Source organism: Pseudobacteroides sp., from assembly GCF_036567765.1.
Classification (GTDB): domain Bacteria; phylum Bacillota; class Clostridia; order Acetivibrionales; family DSM-2933; genus Pseudobacteroides.
In genome coordinates this window covers 161,070-184,292 of record NZ_DATCTU010000081.1, presented here as the reverse complement: position 1 = coordinate 184,292, position 23,223 = coordinate 161,070, and the positions used below count along the sequence as shown (strand labels likewise).

The 23,223-nt window shown below is 37.2% G+C and carries 17 protein-coding genes; 15 read left to right on the top strand and 2 right to left on the bottom strand.

The window, feature by feature from the left end; all coding sequences use genetic code 11:
* Window positions 1-213 precede the first annotated feature (213 nt).
* The gene (gene spoIVB, locus VIO64_RS12465) at window positions 214-1,542 is read left to right on the top strand and encodes a SpoIVB peptidase (RefSeq protein ID WP_331918641.1); all 1,329 of its coding nucleotides are present in this window, start codon (window positions 214-216) and stop codon (window positions 1,540-1,542) included.
* A gap of 174 nt (window positions 1,543-1,716) precedes the next feature.
* On the top strand, window positions 1,717-2,517 hold the full coding sequence (gene spo0A / locus VIO64_RS12460; protein WP_331918639.1) for a sporulation transcription factor Spo0A: 801 nt from the start codon (window positions 1,717-1,719) through the stop codon (window positions 2,515-2,517).
* Window positions 2,518-2,659: 142 nt separating this feature from the next.
* Here spo0A and VIO64_RS12455 read toward each other — a convergent pair whose 3' ends face one another.
* Window positions 2,660-2,845, bottom strand: coding sequence for a PspC domain-containing protein (locus tag VIO64_RS12455; RefSeq protein WP_331918637.1), 186 nt, complete (start codon window positions 2,843-2,845; stop codon window positions 2,660-2,662).
* A 278-nt stretch (window positions 2,846-3,123) separates the two neighbouring features.
* Here VIO64_RS12455 and VIO64_RS12450 point away from each other — a divergent pair, with 278 nt between their 5' ends.
* The 12 genes from VIO64_RS12450 to VIO64_RS12395 all read left to right on the top strand — a co-directional run bounded on the left by VIO64_RS12450 (window position 3,124) and on the right by VIO64_RS12395 (window position 20,700).
* The gene (locus VIO64_RS12450) at window positions 3,124-4,818 is read left to right on the top strand and encodes a methyl-accepting chemotaxis protein (RefSeq protein ID WP_331918635.1); all 1,695 of its coding nucleotides are present in this window, start codon (window positions 3,124-3,126) and stop codon (window positions 4,816-4,818) included.
* 274 nt (window positions 4,819-5,092) lie between these two features.
* Complete coding sequence (locus tag VIO64_RS12445) at window positions 5,093-7,168, top strand: methyl-accepting chemotaxis protein (protein ID WP_331918633.1); 2,076 nt, start codon at window positions 5,093-5,095, stop codon at window positions 7,166-7,168.
* Window positions 7,169-7,344: 176 nt separating this feature from the next.
* Window positions 7,345-7,833: a DUF6803 family protein gene (locus VIO64_RS12440; RefSeq protein ID WP_331918631.1), complete on the top strand. Its 489-nt coding sequence runs from the start codon at window positions 7,345-7,347 to the stop codon at window positions 7,831-7,833.
* A 204-nt stretch (window positions 7,834-8,037) separates the two neighbouring features.
* Window positions 8,038-8,979, top strand: a complete 942-nt coding sequence (gene metA, locus VIO64_RS12435) for a homoserine O-acetyltransferase MetA (RefSeq protein ID WP_331918629.1) — start codon at window positions 8,038-8,040, stop codon at window positions 8,977-8,979.
* Between the two features lie 62 nt (window positions 8,980-9,041).
* Window positions 9,042-9,491 (top strand): Rrf2 family transcriptional regulator, encoded by a 450-nt coding sequence (locus tag VIO64_RS12430; RefSeq protein ID WP_331918627.1) that lies wholly within the window; start codon window positions 9,042-9,044, stop codon window positions 9,489-9,491.
* A gap of 75 nt (window positions 9,492-9,566) precedes the next feature.
* Complete coding sequence (locus VIO64_RS12425) at window positions 9,567-10,850, top strand: homocysteine synthase (RefSeq protein WP_331918625.1); 1,284 nt, start codon at window positions 9,567-9,569, stop codon at window positions 10,848-10,850.
* Window positions 10,851-10,901: 51 nt separating this feature from the next.
* Entirely contained in the window at window positions 10,902-12,059 is a 1,158-nt protein-coding gene (locus tag VIO64_RS12420) for a PLP-dependent aspartate aminotransferase family protein (protein ID WP_331918623.1), read from the top strand.
* Window positions 12,060-12,064: 5 nt separating this feature from the next.
* Window positions 12,065-13,201, top strand: coding sequence for a trans-sulfuration enzyme family protein (locus VIO64_RS12415; RefSeq protein WP_331918704.1), 1,137 nt, complete (start codon window positions 12,065-12,067; stop codon window positions 13,199-13,201).
* 123 nt (window positions 13,202-13,324) lie between these two features.
* Window positions 13,325-14,203, top strand: coding sequence for a pyridoxal 5'-phosphate synthase lyase subunit PdxS (pdxS, locus tag VIO64_RS12410; RefSeq protein ID WP_331918621.1), 879 nt, complete (start codon window positions 13,325-13,327; stop codon window positions 14,201-14,203).
* A complete protein-coding gene (pdxT, locus tag VIO64_RS12405) occupies window positions 14,200-14,772 on the top strand; it encodes a pyridoxal 5'-phosphate synthase glutaminase subunit PdxT (protein WP_414705276.1) in 573 nt (190 codons plus the stop codon). Before pdxS ends, pdxT begins: the two co-directional genes overlap by 4 nt.
* A 5-nt stretch (window positions 14,773-14,777) precedes the next feature.
* The gene (locus tag VIO64_RS12400) at window positions 14,778-15,470 is read left to right on the top strand and encodes an HAD family hydrolase (RefSeq protein ID WP_331918702.1); all 693 of its coding nucleotides are present in this window, start codon (window positions 14,778-14,780) and stop codon (window positions 15,468-15,470) included.
* A gap of 355 nt (window positions 15,471-15,825) precedes the next feature.
* Window positions 15,826-20,700: an S-layer homology domain-containing protein gene (locus VIO64_RS12395; RefSeq protein ID WP_331918617.1), complete on the top strand. Its 4,875-nt coding sequence runs from the start codon at window positions 15,826-15,828 to the stop codon at window positions 20,698-20,700.
* Here VIO64_RS12395 and VIO64_RS12390 read toward each other — a convergent pair.
* Window positions 20,625-21,167, bottom strand: coding sequence for an FMN-dependent NADH-azoreductase (locus tag VIO64_RS12390; protein ID WP_333783863.1), 543 nt, complete (start codon window positions 21,165-21,167; stop codon window positions 20,625-20,627). The genes VIO64_RS12395 and VIO64_RS12390 overlap by 76 nt on opposite strands.
* A 181-nt stretch (window positions 21,168-21,348) precedes the next feature.
* Between VIO64_RS12390 and VIO64_RS12385 the strand changes: the two genes are divergently transcribed.
* Window positions 21,349-23,172 (top strand): glycerophosphodiester phosphodiesterase, encoded by a 1,824-nt coding sequence (locus VIO64_RS12385; protein WP_331918615.1) that lies wholly within the window; start codon window positions 21,349-21,351, stop codon window positions 23,170-23,172.
* Window positions 23,173-23,223: the final 51 nt, after the last annotated feature.

Here is a 23,223-nt window from a genome sequence, read left to right as displayed (position 1 = left end):
AATTTGTTTGAATAATAAAAGTTATAAAGGGTTAACTTATCATTAACTCAAAGTAAAGATTATTAATTTGAAATCATGAATTTTAAGCATAGGGCAGAACAAAACCCAAAGGGATTTTGTATGATTGAAAACTTGTCATGTGAAATTATGTATGGGATACATCATAATTTCCCAGACATTAAAATTTGACATTGGTACCGGGAGATATAAACGATGAATTCTAACAATAAAAGAAAAAATATTATTATTTTCATTATAATAAGTGTTTTGGTAGTCTTATTAAGTTATTCTCAAATCCTCACTGTAATACCGGGGCAACTGACTCTAGCTGAAGGGGATGATTTTGCATATGACTTTAAAAGTCCTTTTTTGGTCAGTATAAAGACTGATAGGGAAGGAATTATAAGCCTTATTAAAGAAAGGATGGGGCATAAAACTGCAAGTACTCTCAATGTAGGATTTTCAAATCCTTTTTCCCTAAAGTCTTTAAAGCAGGGTTGCGTGAACCTTAGAATGAACTTGTTCGGAATTATCCCTGTAAAGACCATGGAAATTAATGTGGTTCCTAATAGGGAAATTGTAGCTTGCGGAAATACTATCGGTGTCAAAATAAGGACAAAAGGGTTGCTTGTAATAGGCATATCGGATGTTGAAGATGTATCGGGCAGCAAAAACTATCCTGCCAAGCAGAGTGGTATAAAGCCTGGAGACTTAATATTACAAGCTAACGGCAATGATTTGGTTAGCATAAATGACCTTGTTGACCAGATTGATAACAGCGAAGGGAAAAATATACATTTAAGTATTAAACATGGTGATGAAATAATTAGCAGGGACATTAAGCCTGTCAAGTCATCGGACGATAACAAATATCATTTGGGATTGTGGGTAAGGGACAGTACTGCAGGTATAGGGACTCTTACATTTTACGACCACTCCACAGGAAGTTTCGGGGCATTAGGTCATGGAATAACAGATCTTGATACAGGAAAGATAATGCCTGTAAAACAAGGTGAAATATTAGAATCCACTATTTTATCCGTTAAGAAGGGAAAGCAAGGTGCACCTGGTGAGCTGAAAGGCGTTTTTATGGAGGAAAGGAAAAGACTTGGGGTAATAAATAAAAATTCGGAATTTGGTATATATGGAAGTCTTGAGGGTAATGCATCGGAAAGGATTGAAGGAAAGGTATATCCTGTTGCATTGAAAAGTCAGCTGAGGGAAGGTCCTGCCAAGATACTATCCAATATTGACGGTACAGATGTCAGGGAATATAGTGTGGAAATTCAAAAGGTCTCAAGACAGAAACTTGACAGTGCAAAGGGGATGGTATTAAAGGTTACAGATCCCAGGCTGCTAAACATATCCGGAGGAATAGTACAAGGTATGTCGGGAAGCCCTATAATACAAGATGGAAGGATAGTTGGTGCTGTAACTCATGTGTTGGTAAATGATCCCACCCGTGGATACGGGATTTTTATTGAAAAGATGCTTAAAAACGCTTTGCAAGATAGCAAACAGGTTATGGTAAAAGCCGGGTAATTTTGCAGAGGAATTGAGTAAATTATTTTATATTTTGGGAAATAAAACGTTTGATTCTGGTACAAACAAGCAGCTATTGCTAAATTTTAGCAATTTGTACTTGAAATTTTGTCGAAACACAAATATAATATCTATTGAATTGATTATTTTTACAAAAGCTGAGGGGGAGTTAAATTGTTAGCTAAAAAAATACAGGTGGTAATTGCTGATGATAATCGTGAGTTTGGTGATATATTGGCAGAATATCTGAACAACCAGAGTGATATTGAAGTAGTAGGAGTAGCAAGGGATGGCCTGGAGGCTTTTGATTTGATTGTAAACACTGCACCCGATATTGCCATACTTGATATAATTATGCCTCATCTTGATGGACTGGGAGTCCTTGAAAAGGTAAATGGCATTCAGATGGGTAGAAAACCCATGTTTATAATTTTATCAGCAGTAGGTCAGGACAAGATAACACAGCGTGCTTTATCTTTAGGGGCGGAATACTACGTAGTTAAGCCCTTTGATATGGATATACTTGTTTCAAGGATCAGACAACTAAAGGATGTAAACCAGTCATCCATATTGATATCCGACCATACAAGCGAAAGACCGACTATTTTTTCTCCGTCGCCTAGAAACCTTGAAGCTGAGGTAACAAGCATAATGCACGAAATTGGGGTGCCGGCACATATAAAAGGGTATCAGTATTTAAGGGATGCAATAATTATGGTAGTAAAAGACCTTGATGTTATAAATTCAATAACCAAGCAGCTTTACCCATCAATAGCAAGGGAGTATAACACTACGCCGAGCAGAGTGGAAAGGGCAATACGCCATGCTATTGAAGTTGCATGGAGTAGAGGGCAGGTTGATACTATTGACTCTCTCTTTGGCTATACTGTGAACTTGGGAAAAGGCAAACCTACAAACTCCGAGTTTATAGCAATGGTAGCTGACAAACTAAGGTTAGAGCTTAAAGTAAGCTAAAATATTAAAGAATTAAGCACTTAAACCCAGCACTTTAGATCTTTAAATAGCCAACTGCCGCACCGGGATGTCAGTCCTTCAAGCAGTTAGCTATTAAGGGTTTAAAGTGTTTTTGATTTAATTAAAAACCCATTTAAATTGCTTAGAATTCTTCGCTTGGGAATATAAACCAGCATGCTATATATACAATAACTGAGCTAAAGCCCAGTAATGCCAATATAACAAAGGCAAGTCTCACTAAAGTTGAATCAAGGCCAAAATATTCTGCAATACCCCCACAGACACCAGCTATTTTCTTATCAGTGCGTGACAAAAATATTTTTCTCATGGCAGACACCTCTTAAATTTTCTTTCTTGATATATAATACGAGTGTATTATATTATTTGTCTGATAAATTTAATTAAACCTTTCGACCATTGGTTTCCCTTTATCTTTGCAGCAATTAAATAAAATTATGAAAGAATAAAAGTAATTTTGTATACAAAAGGATCTAAATGAAAAGGGGTAAAATATAAATGCTGCAATAGGATAATGTTTTAAGTAAAAGTATTCAAGACATTTACAGATAAATATGTTAACTAAACAAATGACTGGAGTCGATGATGATGAAAATAAAATTCAAATTTGCATTAATCTTTAGCGTTATATTAATTGTATTTTCGGCAGTTATCATTATCACTACATATTTTACATCTGAAAATATTCTTAATAATAAAATACATGATCAATTAGGCACTGCTTCAGCATTAGGCTATATGGCACTTAATGAAAAATATCCTGGTGAATGGAAAATATCCGATAATAAGTTATACAAAGGGACAACTCTTATTAATGATAATTTTGATTTGGTTGATGAAATTAGCATAGATACAGGCATCCTATCTACTATATTTTTAAAGGATACAAGAGTTTCTACAAATGTAAAGGGAGAGGATGGAAAAAGGAAGGTTGATACAAAAGCATCAAAAGAAGTTATTGATAAAACCCTTACAAAAGGTGAAAACTTTCTTGGCGAAACTCTTGTTGCCGGAATTCCAGTAATGACACATTATACAGCAATAAAAGATAGTACAGGTGATATAATAGGAATGTGGTTTGTAGGGATCCCAATATCTGAAGTAAATAGAGAGCTGGCTAATAATACAAGGATTATTTTTGGAGTTCTCGTTTTAATGCTGGTTATAGGAATTCTGATATCATTTGCAACTGGATATCAGATCGCAAAGAGAATTGAAGAGTTGGAAAAAGGTATATCGGAAATTTCCCTAGGTAATTTAACACATGAACTAAAGTCATTTTTGACTAATTCTAAAGACGAAATAGGAGTTATTGCAAGGGCTACTAATAAAATGAAAGAAGCGATTTACAAAACAATTTCAGGCATTATTAATGAATCTGCTGTGATTGAAAAAGGTTCGTTAATTACTGTAGAAGAAATGAATAAACTTCAGGCAGATATTGAGGAAGTTTCTTCAACAACTGAGCAGCTTTCTGCTCAGATGCAGGAAACAGCAGCTGCGACAGAAGAAATCAATGCAACTGCTAATGAGGTTGTTCATTCCATGGAAAATGTAGCTCAAATATCCCTAAATGGATTAATGCAGGTTAAGGAAATTAAGAAAAGGTCAATTGAATTAAAAAGTAGTGTCACAGAATCCCAAAAATCAGCAGTGGCTATATATGAAATGACTCAATTAAGACTTAAAGAATCAATTGATAAGTCCAGGGTTATTGAGGAAATCAATGTTCTTACACAAGCTATTCTAGGGATATCGGAGCAAACAAACCTTTTAGCTTTGAATGCTTCAATAGAAGCAGCTAGGGCAGGTGAAGCAGGAAAAGGTTTTGCAGTTGTGGCAGATGAAATACGTAAGCTTGCAGAAGACTCAAAGAATACTGTTTCACAAATACAAAGTGTAGTAGAAGGGGTAACTAGTTCTGTTATGGAACTAATCCAAGATTCCAAGGGTCTACTTACTTTTGTCGATAGCAAAGTTATAAATGATTATAACACCTTGGTAAAAACAGGAGAACATTATAGTCAAGATGCTGATTTTGTTGAAAGATTAGTTACAAGTTTCTCAACAACTTGCGAGCAATTGGAATCATCAATGAAAAATATAATAAAAGCAATAGATGAAATTTCAAAAGCGGCTAACGAAGGTGCAGAAGGTTCAGTAAACATAGCTCAAAGAACTTCTTCAATAATGTATAAAGCACACGAAGTGTTAAGTCAAGCTAAGATAACTAATGATAGTGTTGAAAATCTTGTAAACATGACAGGTACATTTAAAATATAACGCAAAATGCCTATTTTCATGGAAGCACTTTCTACTGGCTTGCTTCATATATCTGCACAATGTGCTTTTTCTCGCCATCAATATTCATTTCTATTTTAGAGGCATTTATAAGTTGGGTTGCGAAATTTAGCAGAGAATACATATGTGTATTAAGTTCGTTAGCTTTCATTCCGATAAATGTATTATTCAAGTGAGCTATTTTATTTATGAAATTGCGAAAATGCAGTTGAATGTAGCTTAAATACCAGTATATTAATTATAGGGAGGCATCATAATGATTTTTAGTATCAGGAATAAAATTCTTTTAGGGTTTATCACTGTTCTGCTAGTATGTTCAATATCAATTATAATATCCTACATTTCAATTAAAGATGAAATAACTACATTTAATAATTTTGTAGATAAGGATATATATGCTTTTAATCTTGCTCAGGATATACGATTTATAGACTTAACTTTAGCAGATTGTATAAGGGGAATTATTATAGATCCTGAAGATTCTACTGAAAGGAGCAAATACGATTTAAACGCCAAAGCAATAGATGAAAAAATAGAAGAATCCTTAAAATATGCCGTAAATAGCGAAGAAAAAAACATATTCAATGAAAATGATCAGTATAACCAACAACTGATAGAACTTGAAAAGAAAATGATGGACCCGAAAGCAAATAGGACAGAGGTTTTAAATATTTTTCACGGTGACTATGCTAAGTTAAGAACGCTGTTTGCAGATAATCTTGACAAATACGAAAAGTTGAAAAATGACGGAATGAAACAGAATGCTGAAAATCTAAGTAAGTCAATGAATACCAAGGCTACGCTTGTTCTGGTATTCTTTGTAATGGCGTTTTTACTTGGAATAGGAGTAAGTCTTTTTATTGCAAGGATTATAAACACCCCCATTAAAAAGATAGTTAAAGCAGCTGAAGATGTGTCAGACGGTAATCTTGACATAGTTATAAATATTACTTCAAAGGATGAAATAGGCAGTCTTGGTCATGCCTTTAGTAAAATAATACATACTCTTAAAAGTCTTATAACAGAAGCCCAATTACTAACCAGCTCTGCAACAGAAGGCAAGCTCAATGCCCGTGGAGATTCAAACAAGTTTAGTGGAGGGTATGCAGAAATTGTACATGGAATGAATGATATCCTTGATGCTGTAATATTACCTATCCAGGAAAGTTCAAATGTATTGGAGGAAATTTCAAAAGGTAATCTTCAATGCAAGGTCACTGGTGAATATAAAGGAGATCATGCTAAAATAAAAAATTCACTTAATAAGACCATTTCAACACTCTATTCGTACATAAATGAAATATCGGAAATATTAAACCAGATGGCTAATGGAAATCTAAACCTACATGTTGATAGTGAGTTTAATGGTGATTTTATAGAAATTAAGAGTTCTCTTAATAAGATTATCTCTTCATTCAACGAAGTTTTAGGAGGTATTAACTCTGCTGCAGAACAAGTTTTTGCTGGTGCAAGCCAGGTTGCAGCTTCCAGTCAGGCTTTGTCGCAAGGCTCGACAGAGCAGGCATCTGTTGCGGAGGAGCTTTCAGCCTCAATGGAGGAAATTGCAGCACAGACAAAGCAAAATGCTGCTAATGCAAACCAAGCCAATGAATTAGCAATATCTGCAAAGGATAATGCAATCCATGGTAACTGCCAAATGGGTGACATGCTAAAGGCTATGGATGAAATAAATATAGCTTCAAGCAGTATTTCCAAGATAATCAAGGTAATTGATGAGATAGCTTTTCAGACCAATATCCTTGCTTTGAATGCAGCAGTTGAAGCTGCTAGAGCAGGTCAGCACGGTAAGGGTTTTGCAGTAGTTGCTGAGGAAGTGAGAAGTCTAGCCGCAAGAAGTGCAAATGCAGCAAAGGAAACAACAGGTCTTATTGAGGGTTCCATTAAAAAAGTTGATGACGGAACCAAAATCGCAAATTCTACAGCTGAGGCTCTTAACAGAATCGTAACAGGTGTCTCCAAGGTCGCGGACCTTATCAACGAGATTGCTTCAGCCTCCGATTATCAGGCAACTGCAATTTTGCAAGTAAATCAAGGCATCATGCAAGTCTCACAAGTAACACAGACAAACTCTGCAACATCAGAAGAAAGTGCAGCCGCAAGCCAGGAATTATCAGGGCAGGCAGAATTATTAAAAGAAAAAGTCAGCCAATTTGTATTGAAGAGGAATACTGTTAATAATGAATATAATAAGTTGAAAAATACGTCAAAACACAATTTAAAAAGTCAAATGAAAAGTAGCAAAAGAAATTTAGTTAATACTCCACCTCAACTTAATATTGATCTAGAGCAGAACAATTTCGGCAAGTATTAAAAATATTATTTCTGTACTGTTCTCAGGTCTAGTTGCAGTGAGTTTGCAATTTTGGCAAGAAGTTTGTTAATGATATATTGAATTAGCGGAAATATATTTTTAATCTCCATAAAATCTTCACAAACAGTTGGTATATTGTATATGCCGAATAAACTAAATCAAACAGGAGGGATTTTATGGGTAATATGACTCACTATATGGAGTTGCTTGCATCAAATCAGCCTTGGAATCTTCTAATATTCATGGCTATACCTGTCATTTTGGCTGAAACCATTGCAATAACCGAACTGGTTATACTCTTTAGCCGCAAGCTGAATGGGCCGATAAGGACAGTTAATAAAATTGCAGGAATTATCTCAGGAGTTTATTTTACCGGCATTTTCATTTATTTAATGTATACAGCGGTTATTCCTTTGACCCAAAACGGAGAATGGAGGGGGCCGGCTGATGTAATTGCCGTAGGTTTTTATTTGTCAGGAATAATTCCGCTTTTGGGAATGGCACTGCTGGAAATGGGCCTAATAGGAAGGAAGAAAGATGAGATGGAAAAGCTTAAGCTCCATTCCATTTTTGTAGGAATATTCCTTGTGGTTGCACATGTAGCCATGATATTCGGAATGTTGAGCCCGGACGTATTTCATATGGATATGAATATGAAAATGTAATTTTGGCTGTATTGGAACTTGATAAACTATATTAACAGGGTAAAAGACTGAAGCTAAATATGTCATACTTGGCATTTTGGCTTCGTATTTTTTTGTATTGAAAAAAGATAAAAAAAGTTATAATATAAATATATTATTCATATAAATTAACTTGGAATTATACTGCTATGAAATGTCTCAATAAATACTTAAGAGGTGTCATATATGCCAATAAAAATTCCTGATAATCTGCCTGCGGCAGAAATTCTTTCAAATGAAAATATATTTGTTATGACTGAAGAAAGGGCAATGCATCAAGATATAAGGCCCCTTAGGATAGCTATCTTAAATCTGATGCCCACAAAAATAGTTACAGAGACACAGCTGCTGAGACTTATAGGCAATACCCCCATTCAGGTTGATGTAGTACTGCTGCATCCTCAGACCTATACATCAAAGAACACACCTGAAGAGCATCTTTCCAACTTCTATAAGACTTTTGAAGATGTGAAGGGTGAAAGGTTTGACGGCCTTATAATAACTGGAGCACCTATTGAAACAATGCCCTTTGAGGAGGTTACATACTGGAATGAGTTAAAGACAATAATGGATTGGAGTCTTAGCAACGTATACTCCACATTTCATATATGTTGGGCTGCTCAAGCAGGACTCTATCATCATTATGGAATACCCAAATATCCTTTGCCGGAAAAAATGTTCGGTATATTTAAGCATAGGATAAACAAGAAAAATGTAATGCTTTTTAGAGGCTTCGATGACGAATTTTTTGTGCCTCACTCAAGACATACCGGAATTAAGAGGGAAGATATTGAAAAAGTAAGTGATCTGGAGATACTTTCAGAATCTGATGAATCAGGTGTGTACATTGTCAAGACTAAAGGCGGCAGGCAAATATTCGTAACAGGCCATTCCGAGTATGACCCCCTTACTTTGAAGGCAGAGTATGACAGGGATATTTCAAAGGGCCTTGACATTGAAGTGCCTAAAAACTATTTTCGTGATGACGATCCTTCAAAAGAGCCCATTGTCAAATGGAGAGGACATGCCAACCTGCTTTTTTCAAATTGGCTCAATTACTACGTATACCAGCAGACTCCATTTGATTTGAACCAGTTGAAAAATGGAGAAAACAAGAAAAATGATTGACATACTGGAAAATAAAATGTATCATAAAACATATAGGATTAGTAGGAGAAGGTAGGGATACTATGAAACTTTCTACAAAAGGAAGGTATGGATTAAGAGCAATGGTTGACTTGGCCGTGAACTCCGCAGGAGATCACGTTTCATTATGCAACATAGCTGAGAGACAAGACATATCTGAAAATTACCTTGAGCAGGTTTTTTCAATTCTTAGAAAATCAGGCCTAGTAAAAAGTGTTAAAGGGGCACAAGGTGGGTATATATTAGCTGATGACCCCGCTAACATAAAGGTAGGCAGTATATTAAGGGCTCTAGAAGGTGAGCTCTCTGTTGTTGATGAAAACTTAGAGGAAAATATTTCACACCAAAGCATTATACAGAATTGTATAAAGCTAAATGTGTGGGATAAAATTAATGAAAGCATAAACAGCATTGTGGACTCACTTACATTGGAAGACCTTGTCAATGAATACAAGAGAATAAGCGGTAATTCATCGGATATGTACTTTATATAATTGCTATTTATTTTTAATTCAAAACCAAGTAATAATATAGGAAAAATAAACTTAATTGAAAAGGAGAATGATAATATGAGTGAAAGAAAACTAAAATTCGATACTCTTCAGGTACATGCAGGGCAAAAGCCTGATCCTACAACGGGTTCAAGAGCCGTGCCCATATACCAGACCACATCATATGTTTTTGAAAATGTTGAACATGCTGCAAATTTGTTTGCACTTAAAGAATCGGGAAATATTTATACAAGGATAATGAACCCAACAAATGATGTGCTGGAGCAGAGAATTGCGGCACTAGAAGGGGGAAAAGCAGCTTTGGCTGTAGCATCAGGATCTGCTGCAATAACATATGCCATTTTAAATATTGCCGGCAGCGGGGATGAAATAGTTTCGGCAAGTACTTTGTATGGAGGTACATACAATCTTTTTGCGGCAACACTTCCAAGGCTTGGCATTAAAACAGTCTTTGTAGACCCCGATGATCCAGAAAACTTCAGGAAAGCAATAAATGAAAAAACTAAGGCAGTTTTTATTGAAACTATAGGGAATCCGGGTATTAACATAATTGACATTGAGGCTGTAGCCAAAATTGCCCATGATAATAAAATTCCCCTTATTATTGATAATACCTTCGGAACACCTTATCTCATAAGGCCGATTGAGTTTGGAGCAGATATTGTTGTACACTCTGCCACCAAGTTTATTGGCGGACATGGAACATCAATAGGCGGTGTAATTGTTGATTCAGGAAATTTTGACTGGGCGGGAAGCGGAAAATTCCCAGGCCTTACAGAGCCGGATCCAAGCTATCACGGAGTAAAATATGTTGAAGCTGTGGGTGACGTAGCATATATTGTGAAGGCAAGGGTACAGCTCTTAAGGGATACAGGAGCTGCTATAAGCCCTTTTAATTCATTTTTACTTCTCCAAGGTCTTGAGACGCTTTCATTGAGGGTTGAAAGACATGTATCAAACGCTAAAAAGATCGCTGCATTTTTAGAGAAGCATCCCAATGTTTCATGGGTTAATTATCCAACCCTGAGTGGAAATAAATACTATGAGTTGGCACAGAAGTATTTGCCTAAGGGAGCGGGATCAATATTTACATTTGGTATAAAAGGAGGAGTAGAGGCTGGTAAGAAGTTTATTGACAGTCTTGAAATATTCTCACTTCTTGCAAATGTGGCGGATGCCAAATCTCTTGTTATACATCCTGCCAGCACGACACATGCACAGCTGTCGGAAGAGGACCAGAAGGCGGCAGGAGTATCTCCTGATATGATAAGGATATCCATAGGAATAGAAGACGCTGATGACCTTATATATGATCTTGATCAGGCACTTAGGAATGGCTAAGAAATAATATTAAAGCTTTTTAAATACAATTCAATAAATTTATTAGGAGTGATGATTAATGGGGATGTTAGAGATTTGAAAATTCAAACAAAGGTGGTTCACGGATTTAAAGGATATGATGAGCACACGGGAGCCATAAGCTATCCCATATATCAGAGTGCCACATTCAGGCACCCAGGTCTTAATCAGACGACAGGCTATGACTATTCAAGGCTTCAAAATCCTACCAGAGAGGAGCTTGAAAATACTATTGCTCTGCTGGAAAACGGTAAATACGGCTTTGCATTTTCAAGTGGTATGGCTGCAGTATCAACTGTTCTTAAGCTGTTTGATCCGGGGGATCATATTGTTGTATCGGATGACTTGTATGGCGGGACCTACAGGATTTTTGGGGAGGTCTTCAGCAAGTACGGCATACAGTTTTCCTACGTTGATACAAGTGAGACAGGTCAAATTCAAAATTCCATAAAGCCTAATACAAAGGCTGTTTTCATTGAAACACCGACAAACCCCATGATGAAGGTAGCGGATATAAGGGCTGCAGCACAAATCACAAGGAGCAAAGGAATTCAGCTGATAGTAGATAATACATTCCTTACACCCTTATATCAAAGGCCGTTAGAGCTTGGAGCGGATATTGTACTCCACAGCGGAACAAAGTATCTTGGAGGCCACAACGATACACTGGCAGGGCTTGTTGTGGTAAATGACCAACAAACAGCAGAAAAAATAAAGCTTATTCAAAAGTCGGAGGGAGCTGTCCTTTCACCATTTGATTCATGGCTTATACTAAGGGGCATCAAGACTCTGGGCATAAGGCTGGAGAAGCAGCAGAAAAACGCTATGGAAATAGCATATTGGCTTCGAACTCAAAATAAGATAGATAAAGTCTATTATGCAGGACTTCCCGATCATAAGGGATATGAGATTTCCAAAGCACAGGCTGATGGATTTGGTGCAATGATTTCCTTTACTGTTAAGGATAAGAATTTGGTTGAACAAATCCTGGGAAGGGTGAAGCTCATAATATTTGCGGAGAGTCTTGGCGGTGTTGAGAGCCTCATTACATATCCCCTTGTGCAGACCCACGCTGCCATTCCTCAAGAGATAAGGGAAAGAATCGGTGTTAACGACAGGCTTTTAAGGCTTTCTGTCGGCATCGAAGCAGCTGATGATTTAATAAATGATCTTAAGCAGGCATTGGAGTGATTAAAATGAAATTCGGTACAAAGCTTATCCATAATGGAAATGAAATAGATAAATATACGGGTGCCTTAAGTATACCTATTTACCAGGCATCCACATACCACCAGAAAGATTTGGATAATCCTGGTGAGTATGAGTATTCAAGGGTAGGTAATCCTACAAGAAATGCCCTTGAATACTCAATTGCCATACTGGAAAACGGTAAAAAGGGCTTTGCTTTTTCATCAGGAATGGCAGCAACCTCATCAGTTCTCTCAATATTTTCTGCAGGTGATCATATTGTTCTCTGCGAGGATGTTTATGGCGGCACCTATAGAATAAGTACCACATTTTTTAAAAGATTCAAGCTGGAAGTAACTCTGGTTGATGCAGCAGACCTTGATGCCATAAAAAACAGCATCAAGGACAATACAAAGGCAATATTTCTTGAAACCCCATCAAACCCTCTTCTTAAGATAACCGACTTAAGGGCTGTGGTGAGTATTGCGAAGGAGCATAATCTTCTGACCATTATTGATAATACCTTTATGTCTCCATATCTGCAAAGGCCCATTGACCTTGGCATAGATATTGTAGTTCATAGTGCAACCAAGTTTATCGGTGGGCACAGTGATGTACTTGCAGGTTTGGTGGTAGTTAATGATGAAGAATTGGCACAAAAGATTTATTCGGTGCAGCTTAGTTTTGGAGCAGTCTTGGGGCCGCTGGACAGCTGGCTTCTATTGAGGGGACTTAAAACTCTTAAGGTCCGAATGGATTACCAGCAAAAAGGGGCAGAAGCCCTTGCAAAATGGCTGGCAGGCAATAAGAATGTAGAGAAGGTCTATTATCCCGGACTTCCCGATCATCCCGGAAGCAATATACACTTGTCACAGGCGGATGGCTCTGGAGCAGTCCTTTCATTTAAGGCAAAAAGTGTAGAAACGGCACGCAAGTTTATGAGCGGCATTAAAACTGCAGCAGTTGCTGTAAGCCTTGGAGGAGTTGAGACAATAGTGTCCTACCCTGTGAAGATGTCTCATGTGTCAATGCCGAAGGAGGAAAGGGATAGGCTTGGTATTAGCGACAGCCTAATCCGTGTATCTGTTGGGCTTGAGGATGTAGAAGACCTTATTGAGGACTTTGAAAGGGCATTAGGAAGCTGATCGTAATTTTTTTTGTATAAAGTTTTAAATTTGTAATATTGTAATTTAAATGGAAGCATGTTATAATCTATAAAATTTACCGATACACATTCGAAGTGTATCGGTACGGTTGGAGGAGATAGCATGTCACAAAGATATGAACTTAACAAAAATCTTGCCCAAATGTTAAAGGGCGGCGTCATAATGGATGTTACCAATGTTGAGGAAGCAAAAATAGCTCAAGAGGCTGGAGCGGTTGCCGTAATGGCACTTGAGAGGGTACCTTCAGATATTAGGAAACAGGGCGGGGTTGCAAGAATGTCCGACCCTAAAATGGTAAAGGAAATTAAGAAGGCAGTATCAATTCCTGTTATGGCAAAGTGCAGGATTGGCCATATTGTTGAAGCAAGAGTTTTAGAAGCATTAGGGATTGACTATATTGATGAGAGTGAAGTGCTTACACCTGCGGACGAATGCTTTCATATAGATAAACACGGGTTTAGGATTCCGTTTGTATGCGGAGCAAAAAACCTTGGCGAGGCTTTAAGAAGAATAGGTGAAGGAGCTTCAATGATAAGAACAAAAGGCGAGGCTGGAACTGGTAATGTGGTTGAGGCTGTTAGACATATGAGAACCATAATGGGAGAGATAAGGAAGCTTATGAATCTCCCGCCGGAAGAGCTTATGACATTTGCAAAGGAAATTGCCGCTCCATATGAGCTTGTTGTCAGTGTTGCGAAGGAAGGCAAGCTGCCTGTTGTAAATTTTGCTGCAGGTGGAGTAGCAACCCCTTCGGATGCGGCATTGATGATGCATTTAGGAAGTGAAGGGGTGTTTGTAGGCTCGGGAATATTCAAATCCTCAAACCCTGAAAAAATGGCAAAGGCAATTGTAAAGGCTACTACCTACTATAACAATCCCGAGATTGTAGCAGAGGTTTCTGAGGGGTTGGGCGAAGCCATGCGTGGGCTGGAAATTTCAGAAATCAAGCCTGAAAACATATTGTCCGACAGGGGTTGGTGAGTTTGAAGACAATAGGAGTATTGGCTTTGCAGGGATCTTATAGGGAGCATACGGCTAGTCTAAAAAGACTTCATAATGTTTTGCCATTGGAAGTAAAATCCCAAGAAGACATCGAAAGGATTGACAGCTTGATCATTCCTGGTGGTGAAAGTACTACTATAGGAAAACTTTTAAAGGACTTTAACCTTTCTTCAATTATTTGTGATAAAATACATAAGGGCATGCCTGTATGGGGAACCTGTGCAGGAATGATACTACTAGCCGAAAAGATTATTGATGAAGACTGTGTACATCTTGGGGTTATGGATATTGGGGTGCGGAGGAATGCCTACGGCAGTCAGTTGGATAGCTTTACCTGCAGTGCTGTGTTGAATGGGGTATCGGATGAGCCCATGAAGCTTGTTTTCATAAGGGCACCATGGATAGAGAACATTGGCAGAGATGTTGAAATTCTTGGGATACATGAAGGAAAAATTGTAGCTGCAAGGCAAAACAACATGCTGGCAACATCCTTTCATCCCGAGTTGACGGATGACATGACCTTTCACAGATATTTTGCGGCGTTTTGAATGGAGTGATAACCATAGAGTTTGTATTGTTTGATTGCATGGAGACTATCGTGGATATGACGCAGCTGCCCATCCGTAGAGATTATGCTTTTTGGGCCTACAGCGGGTCTGGGGCAGAATATTTATGGAATGATTTTGAAGAGTTTTTCGATGAATACAGGTTAGCAGCTGAATCAATTGACAGTAAGTCACCCCAGTATAAAGAACATTCAATGACACTGCGTTTTAAGTTAATGCTGGATAGAAGGAATACAAAGGAAGATAGGAAGAAGCTTTTAGAACGCATACATCAAAACTACTGGAAAAACTATTCTGGAAGGTGCTATGTTGAAGACGAAACCGCTGAGATTCTGAAATACTTATCAAACAGATATAAATTAGGTGTGGTTTCAAATTTTATGGTAGAGGACGGTATAGAGGACCTCCTCAATAAGACGGGCATTACTGATTATTTTCAGTTTGTTGTAACTTCTGTGAAAAACGGGTGGAGAAAGCCCCATAGGAATATTTATGACGAAGCTGTTAAAAAAGCAGGCGTCGGGCCTCAAGACATTTGTTTTGTGGGTGATGACTATATATGTGATTATGAAGGGCCAGTAAAAATGGGGATAAGGGCATTTTTGTATGATAGAAAAGTTAAGTATCCTGGTCTTTCTGATAGGATCACGCACCTTACAGAACTAAAGCAATTTTTATAATTGGGTTTGGGAAAATCTTAAGGTATTAAAGATATGAAAAAGCCAATGCAGCTAATGTGCATTGGCTTTTTGGAGTATAAATAAAAAAAACAAAAAATAAGTCAAATACCGAAAAATAAGTCATTCTAAAAAAATAAATTTGGTGTTATTCTAAAGATATAAATATATATAAAATAATGGAATTTATTGAAGGGCGTCAAAAAGACTCGTCTGTTACTTATAACCTTTAGATTTTATGTCAAGAATGTTTATATCACGATTCTTTAAAAATATTCATTAAAACTAAGGGGTAATTATGGTAAAAGCATACATTATTTTATATTTCATACTGATTTGATGTCATGGAGGTTTTGGAATGAAAAAAGTCTTTTCCATTTTACTGGTACTTATGATTACAGTACAAAGTATTTGTTCACCTTATGTAAACGCAATGGATTTTGCTGTAAGGAAATCACTAGAGATAAGTAAAACATCAGTCCCGCCAATGATTGACGGGAGGATTGATGAAAGTGTTTGGAAGAGAAAAGTTAATGTTCCGGTTGATTCCCGCTATTTAGGCAGCGGCTTTAACGGAACCGAAGCTAAATTCGGCATGCTTTGGGATAATACATATCTCTATGTTGCTGTAGATATCAAAGAGAAAGATGCAGACTTTGTATATAACTCAAATGGTAATTGGGCTCAGCAGGATAACATTTCAATGTTCTTTGACCCAACAACACATCGGTCGTCACCATATGTATCCGGTGATATGGAATTAGGCTTCGCGTATCGGCCGGGCAATAATCCGGAAGTTAATTTCGGATCAGCTCTAAACTCCCATTCTGGAAAGGATGAAAAGATCCTACGGGCAATTAATACATATGGGAATGGATGGATATGTGAAGTTGCTATTCCGTGGGACATGCTCTCCTTTGATCCATATTTAAAAAAATCGTTGGGATTTGAATTAAATATTACTGACAAGGACTCCAATGGCTCTAAAATGTCCCAGGCATGGTGTGCATATGGTTCAGATTCGTTCTCAGGTGATACCAGCGGGTATGGGACTATTTTTTTATCCGATAAAGTTATAGATGATAATTCTCCTGACAATGTTATGCTTAAGGAGGATTTTGAAGGATATAATATAGGAGATATCCCAATAGGGTGGATATCGGATTCGAATACAAGAAGCCATTCTATGGTTGTCGGCAAGCCTTTCAGGAATGGGAGCGGGAAAAGAGCATTGGTTTTCGACGGCTCAGATTCGGGAAAACAAGCTAGAATTATTTCTCCTGTCCAGTGGGATAATTACATAGTAGAAGCTGATGTTTGTTTTGAATCGGTAGTAGATAATAATAGGTGGGCATCTATAATGTTCAGGGTACCTGCAGATGGCAAAAACCCATACAACGAAATGGCTATAAGAAGGTCAGGCGTTTGGGAAATATCCTACAGAGATGCAAATAGCAATTGGTCAATACCTTATTTGGGAAGTTGGAATAAGGGAAGCCTCAAGTTAAACAGGCAGTATACAATGAAATTACGTGTTTTTGATCAAAATATCAAGGAGTATATTAAGGATAAAGGAGTTGCTGATTTTGATTTGTTAATAGATCAAACCCTCGCATATAATATTTCCCAAAGAGGTAAAGTTGGTTTCCAGGCTGATCAATGCAAGGTAGCTTTTGATAATATCAAGGTTACCAGGCTTTCTGTAAGGGATATAAATTCCAACATAGCTTCTTCTGTGGAAATATCCTCAGACCCTTTAATTCCAACGTTTACCGCGGATTTTTCCGATGGAGTAACCAATGAGCCCATATCAAATGAAAAAGTCAAACTATATTCTTCTGATGAAAATGTTTTAAAGGTTGTTGATGGAAAATTATATCCTGTAAGTGTTGGCAAATCCAATATAAAGATTGTCTATTATAATATTGAGAAAGATGTAGAGGTAAATGTGTTCAGTTCTACTAATGAAATAAAGCCTGTTTCCATTTCCCATGATAAAGGATATATTTTTGGTACAAAGAATGAAATAAATATGTCAAATATTAAATTCATCGAAGAAATGAGTGATGGTACTTCCAGACAAATAACAGGGGATCAATGTCAGTGGTCCTTCGACAAGCCAGAAATAGCACAATGGATGGATGGTCAAATTCAAATTCTTGAAACGGGGACAACGACAGCAACATTGACAAAAGATGGCCTTTTTGCAAAGGTGTTATTATTGGCCAGAAAAAGTGCTGCAGAAAAATTTATACTGTATGAAGAAAACTTCGACAGGCTGGCTGATGGGACGATACCTGACGGATGGATGAGGAGCGAAGGTGCTCAGGCGTCAAAAATTGGTGTAAAAAGCGGAGCGTTTGAAATGGACGCAACATACCAGGATGATCCTGCAAGGGTGGAATTGCCCTCCTATTTAGCTGACTTTGGAAATTATTCCATTGAGGCGGACATAACAAGTCTTGCTTTAAAGAGTAAGGAAAGCTGGAATTCTCTTATGTACCGCATCCAGGATCTGGATTATTCTTATTACCAAATGACCGTAAGAAAGGATGCAACTGCCCAAAATGGGATCGAGTTTGCTGAACGTACTGGAGCCAAGGGATGGAATGTTATAAAAACAGCCTTTTTTACAGAAGATATAAATGAAAGCAAAGCGTATCATTATACTGTAAAAGCTTTTTCAAATAGAATACAGCAATGCTTAAATAATATGCAGCTAATTAATGCAAATTCAGAAGACAGATATATTAAAGGCGGAATAGGTTTTCAGGCAAGCATGAGCAAAATGAGAATAGATAACGTAAAGATTACTCTATTGGAAGAACCAATGTCTACTATGGTGAGTAATGAAGATAAATATGCAAGAGTTGTTGAGGCGGATACCAAAATTGCCATGGCACCGACAGTAGTTAGTGAGATTAACAGTCAGGAGGACTTGGACAGGATAGTATCCAATGGATTTGCAGCGACAGCTATCCTTACTGTTAATAAAAATCTAGAAGTTTTAGGAAATAGCTCCAACAATGTTATAGGTACTGTAAGCTTGATGTATGAAGCTATGAAATCCAGAGTAATACCTGCATTCAGGGTAAATGATGCAGACTCAGCCAATGCAATTGCACAATATTTGAAAAACAATACAATAGAAGATGCCTTTGTAATATCAAAGACTCCTGAACTTGTTAAGCAGGCAAGAGAAATTTACGTATTTACAAGAGGAATTATTGAGTTTGATAATCTTTCTTCCAACTCCGACACTAACGAGCTCATGAAGATAAGGAACACTGTAAACAGTAACCTTTCAAGGATAGCAATTATTCCTGCAGATGGTGCAACGAGATATAATGTTAAGTATCTTCAACAAAGATTAATTACAGTATGGCCAAAGGAAAAAATATCATATTCGTTATCGGACGTAAAGCTTGCAGAGCTTCACAGTATTATTACAGCAGGGTCCAACGGTATAGTGACTGATTCCCCGGAGACGGCAAGACAGGCATTGTCTCTTTACAATCATGACACAACTATTATAAGAAAGCCATTTCTAATAGGGCATAGAGGAGTTCCGAGCCTTGCACCGGAAAATACTATAGAAGGCTGTGAACTTGCTTTTCAATTAGGGGCAGACGCTGTTGAAAATGATATCTATCCTACCAAGGTTGGTGAAGATGGATATCAGCATTTAGTGGTTATGCATGACGATATGATTGACCGTACAACAACTGGATCAGGCAGTATTTCCGATAAAACATTAGAAGAAGTTTCAGCTTATTTTGCAAATAAAAAGTTTCGTATACAATACCCCAATGCAAAAATTCCAACACTTAATCAGTATTTTGAAAAATTTTCAGGCAAGGATCAGATGATTTTTGTTGAAATAAAAAGCAAAGATCCCATTACGGTTGACAAATATGCTGAGCTTATCAGGAAAACAGGATATGATTCACATTTGACAACAATTTCTTTCAGCAAGGATCAGTTAATAAGGACGAAAGATATTATGCCTGAAATGTCACTTGGGTTTCTTTACATAGGTGCCCCAAATAGTTTGAATGGTTACGAGGCACTAAGATCTGCATTGTTTAGAGTTCAGACATTAAATGCAAATTTTATGCCGGTTTATTCTGCTGTAGATAAAGAATTTTTAGAAATAAGCAAACATAGAGGTATGACAATATATCCATGGACCTTTAAAGATAAAGCATCCATTATAAAATATTTCAAAATGGGTGTTTACAGCATGACAACAAATTGTGTTCAGGTTTTTTCAGACTGGGCGGCAGAAATAACATCCAAACAAAGCCAGTTGGCTATTAGAAGTGGTGAGTCAATATCGCTCACAGCAGATGTGAAAACTTATAAGGGAGAAATAAAAGAAGTTGCTCCCGAGGTTGTAGTATTGACTGGTAGGGAGAAGCTTGAGGTGGACGGCAACAGCATTACAGCCTTAAAAGAGGGGGATGCATATGTTACACTTCGCTATAATGCAAAGCTTTCAGAAAAGAATGGGGATACTTATGATATTTATACACAGCCTGTAAAAATCCAGATTCAAAAAGGTGCTATGATCTCAGATCAAAGGGCAACACCCACAGCTACGCCTACTGCAACACCAGAAGCAACTCCTACAGCGGAGACCGCGGCAGCATTTACACCTGCACCAAATGCTAATGAACCTACACATAAGATTCCTTCTGCAAATAGTTTTAAGGATATAAAAGGTCACTGGTCAGAAGAATATGTTACCGATCTAATAAATGAGGGAGTAGTATCAGGTTATAAAGATGGTACCATTAAGCCCAACAAATTAATTACAAGAGAAGAATTTATAAAGCTGCTACTAACAGCTTCAGGCTACGCACCAAGCGAAAAGAAATATTCGTCTTTTGATGATAATGATAAAATTTCAAAGTGGGCTTTGGGTTATATTATTAAAGCTTCAGAAATTGGAATAATTGAAGGCTACAAAAATAAAGTCATGCCGTCCAAGCATGTTACAAGGGCAGAGGCGGTAGTTATGACAATGAGAGCTTTTGGCTATGACAAATCGGCAAATAAGAAGCCAAAACTTAAAGATGCTAAAGAAATACCGGAATGGGCTGCAGATTATATGTATGGGGCTTACGAGATGGACATAATAAAGGGCTATAACAGCTATGAAATCAGGCCTAATAGAAAGTTATCAAGAGCAGAAGCATTAACAGTTATTGAAAGATGTATGGAAATGTAAAATAAATTTTTAAAAATCGCACTTGTTAGTTGTAATAAACAAGTGCGATTTTGTATTTTTCTCTGTAGATTAAAAGGTTTTTTGTTTTGCAAGAGCCCAACTGCACCATTTTCAGTATATTTGAATGTTATACCTGTTACGGTTATATAGTCAATATAAGACTTAAGTATTGCGGGAATACTCAGATTCCACATAGGTTCTGCAATAACATATTTATCTGCTTCTGCAAATTGATAGGCGTATTTTAAAATAGGATTATTCCTGCTGTCCTCGTTTTTAGGTCCAAAGACAGTGTTGATGTCACCTTCAGATAAGAATCGTATATTCTCTTTATAAAGATTCAGGGTTATGATTTTATCGTTAGGATGACTGTCCCTATAGGTTTCCATAAATTTATCGGAAATTATAAAAGTCCTTGATGCACCTTCCGGTTTTGCATTTGCCTTTATATACAGCACTGTGCTCATGTTATCATCTCCTTATAAATACATTAAAGTGTAATAATTCTATATTTATCACCTTTATTATATTATTAAACCAAGTTAATAGAATTATTTGCATGGAATGCAGTAGGATATTTATTATTTTATTTCTTACACTATAAATACAGCTCGACATCTAGAATTTTAATAGCTTGGAGGTAATTGAATGAAAAAACTTGTTTTCATCTTCTTGTTGGTTTTAATGACAGCAGCTCATACGGCCTCTGCACTTTATACTGAAGAATTCAATTGGTCAGCTGTTCCTGAGATGATAAAACCTGAGGAAAAATACTCAAGGGTTGTTGAAGCCGATACAAAGATATCTATGGCACCTACTGTTATTACTGAGATTGAAAGTAGATCGGATTTTGAAAGAGTAATTTCCGGAGGACTTGCGGCTACTGCCGTTCTTAATGTAAATAAAAAACTTGAAGTTCTTGACCGTGGTTTTAAAGTAATAGGAACCGCAAGTTCAATGTATGAATACATGAAATCCAAGGTTATACCTGCGTTTAGGGTCAATGACACTGATACAGCTAAGGCCGTTTCGGAATACTTAAAGAATAGTATGATTGAGGATGCCTTTGTAATATCAAACAATCCGGAATTAGTCAAACTGGCAAGGGAAGGCTACACCTTTATAAGGGGAATTGTTGAATTTGAAAATCTGTGCTCTGATGTAAGTACAGATGAGCTTATGAGTATAAGGGATACTGTAAACAGCAATCTTTCGAGAATAGCTGTTATTTCGGCTGAAGCTGCAACCAAAAATAATGTTCAGTTTTTACAACATAGGCTTGTTACAGTATGGGTTAGGGAAAAAGTAACCAATGATGACAAAGACAAAAAGCTTGTCGTACTTCATAGGATTATCACATCAGGGGCCAATGGAATTGTAACAGGCTCTCCGGAAAAGGCAAAACAGGCATTAGCCATTTACAACCATGATACGACCATTGTGAGGAAGCCTTTTTTGATAGGGCATAGAGGGGTTCCGGCTCTAGCACCTGAAAACACAATAGAAGGTTGTGAGCTTGCATTCACTCTTGGGGCAGATTCTGTAGAAGCAGATGTTTATTTGTCGAAGGCAGGTAAAGATGAAAAGCGGTACTTGGTTGTTATGCATGATGAAGATATAAGCCGAACAACCAATGGTTCAGGCAAAATATGGGAAATGACAATTGAGGAACTTGGAAACTATTTGGCAAATAAACAATTTACTTCTAAATACCCAACGGCAAAAATTCCTACACTTAATCAGTATTTTGAAAAGTTTACAGGGAGAAATCAGATAATTTTTGTTGAAATAAAAAGTTCCGATCCCGAAACTATAGAGGAGTATACAGATCTTATTAAGAAAGTGGGATATAATTCCCATATTGCAACAATCTCATTTAGTGAGGAACAGTTAAAAAGGACGAAAAACAAAATGCCTGATATGTCATTAGGATATTTGTGCACTGGTGTTTCAAATAGAGGGGATATCTATCAAGCACTAAGGAATGCATTACGAAAGTCTCAGACACTAAATTCCAGCTTGATGCCGGACTATACCAGCCTTGACAAAGATTTTATGGAAATAAGCAAGCATAGAGGAATGACTTTATGGCCCTGGACCTTTACCGACAAGGCAGAAATAATAAAATATTTTAAAATGGGTGTTCATGGTATGAGCACAAACTGCTCACAATATTTTTCCGATTGGGCAGCAGATATAGTACCCGAACAAGATGAGTTTAGCATAAAGCTTGGTGAATCACTATCACTTACTGCATATGTTAAAACTTACAAGGGTGATATAAAAGAAGTTGTTCCAGATATTGTAGTATTAACAGGTGGTGACAAACTTAAGGTAAGGGGGAATAGTATTACAGGAGCAAAAATAGGAGAGGTATACGCAACACTTTGTTATAACTGCAAGCTTTCGGATAATAGGGGAGATACTTTTGATATATATACCCGACCTGTAAAAATACAGATTCAGGAATAAGACCATGCATTATTTTAAAGTCTCACGGAAACGATTAAAGTTGTAAAATCA

What these genes read in the sequence shown, in the direction of transcription:
- metA (WP_331918629.1), top strand. Translation starts at nt 8,038, where the DNA reads ATGCCAATAAAAATTCCTGATAATCTGCCTGCGGCAGAAATTCTTTCA.
- VIO64_RS12425 (WP_331918625.1), top strand. Translation starts at nt 9,567, where the DNA reads ATGAGTGAAAGAAAACTAAAATTCGATACTCTTCAGGTACATGCAGGG.
- spoIVB (WP_331918641.1), top strand. Translation starts at nt 214, where the DNA reads ATGAATTCTAACAATAAAAGAAAAAATATTATTATTTTCATTATAATA.
- pdxS (WP_331918621.1), top strand. Translation starts at nt 13,325, where the DNA reads ATGTCACAAAGATATGAACTTAACAAAAATCTTGCCCAAATGTTAAAG.
- VIO64_RS12430 (WP_331918627.1), top strand. Translation starts at nt 9,042, where the DNA reads ATGAAACTTTCTACAAAAGGAAGGTATGGATTAAGAGCAATGGTTGAC.
- VIO64_RS12395 (WP_331918617.1), top strand. Translation starts at nt 15,826, where the DNA reads ATGAAAAAAGTCTTTTCCATTTTACTGGTACTTATGATTACAGTACAA.
- VIO64_RS12385 (WP_331918615.1), top strand. Translation starts at nt 21,349, where the DNA reads ATGAAAAAACTTGTTTTCATCTTCTTGTTGGTTTTAATGACAGCAGCT.
- VIO64_RS12415 (WP_331918704.1), top strand. Translation starts at nt 12,065, where the DNA reads ATGAAATTCGGTACAAAGCTTATCCATAATGGAAATGAAATAGATAAA.
- VIO64_RS12440 (WP_331918631.1), top strand. Translation starts at nt 7,345, where the DNA reads ATGGGTAATATGACTCACTATATGGAGTTGCTTGCATCAAATCAGCCT.
- VIO64_RS12455 (WP_331918637.1), bottom strand. Translation starts at nt 2,845, where the DNA reads ATGAGAAAAATATTTTTGTCACGCACTGATAAGAAAATAGCTGGTGTC.
- VIO64_RS12450 (WP_331918635.1), top strand. Translation starts at nt 3,124, where the DNA reads ATGAAAATAAAATTCAAATTTGCATTAATCTTTAGCGTTATATTAATT.
- VIO64_RS12420 (WP_331918623.1), top strand. Translation starts at nt 10,902, where the DNA reads ATGATTAATGGGGATGTTAGAGATTTGAAAATTCAAACAAAGGTGGTT.
- VIO64_RS12390 (WP_333783863.1), bottom strand. Translation starts at nt 21,167, where the DNA reads ATGAGCACAGTGCTGTATATAAAGGCAAATGCAAAACCGGAAGGTGCA.
- VIO64_RS12445 (WP_331918633.1), top strand. Translation starts at nt 5,093, where the DNA reads ATGATTTTTAGTATCAGGAATAAAATTCTTTTAGGGTTTATCACTGTT.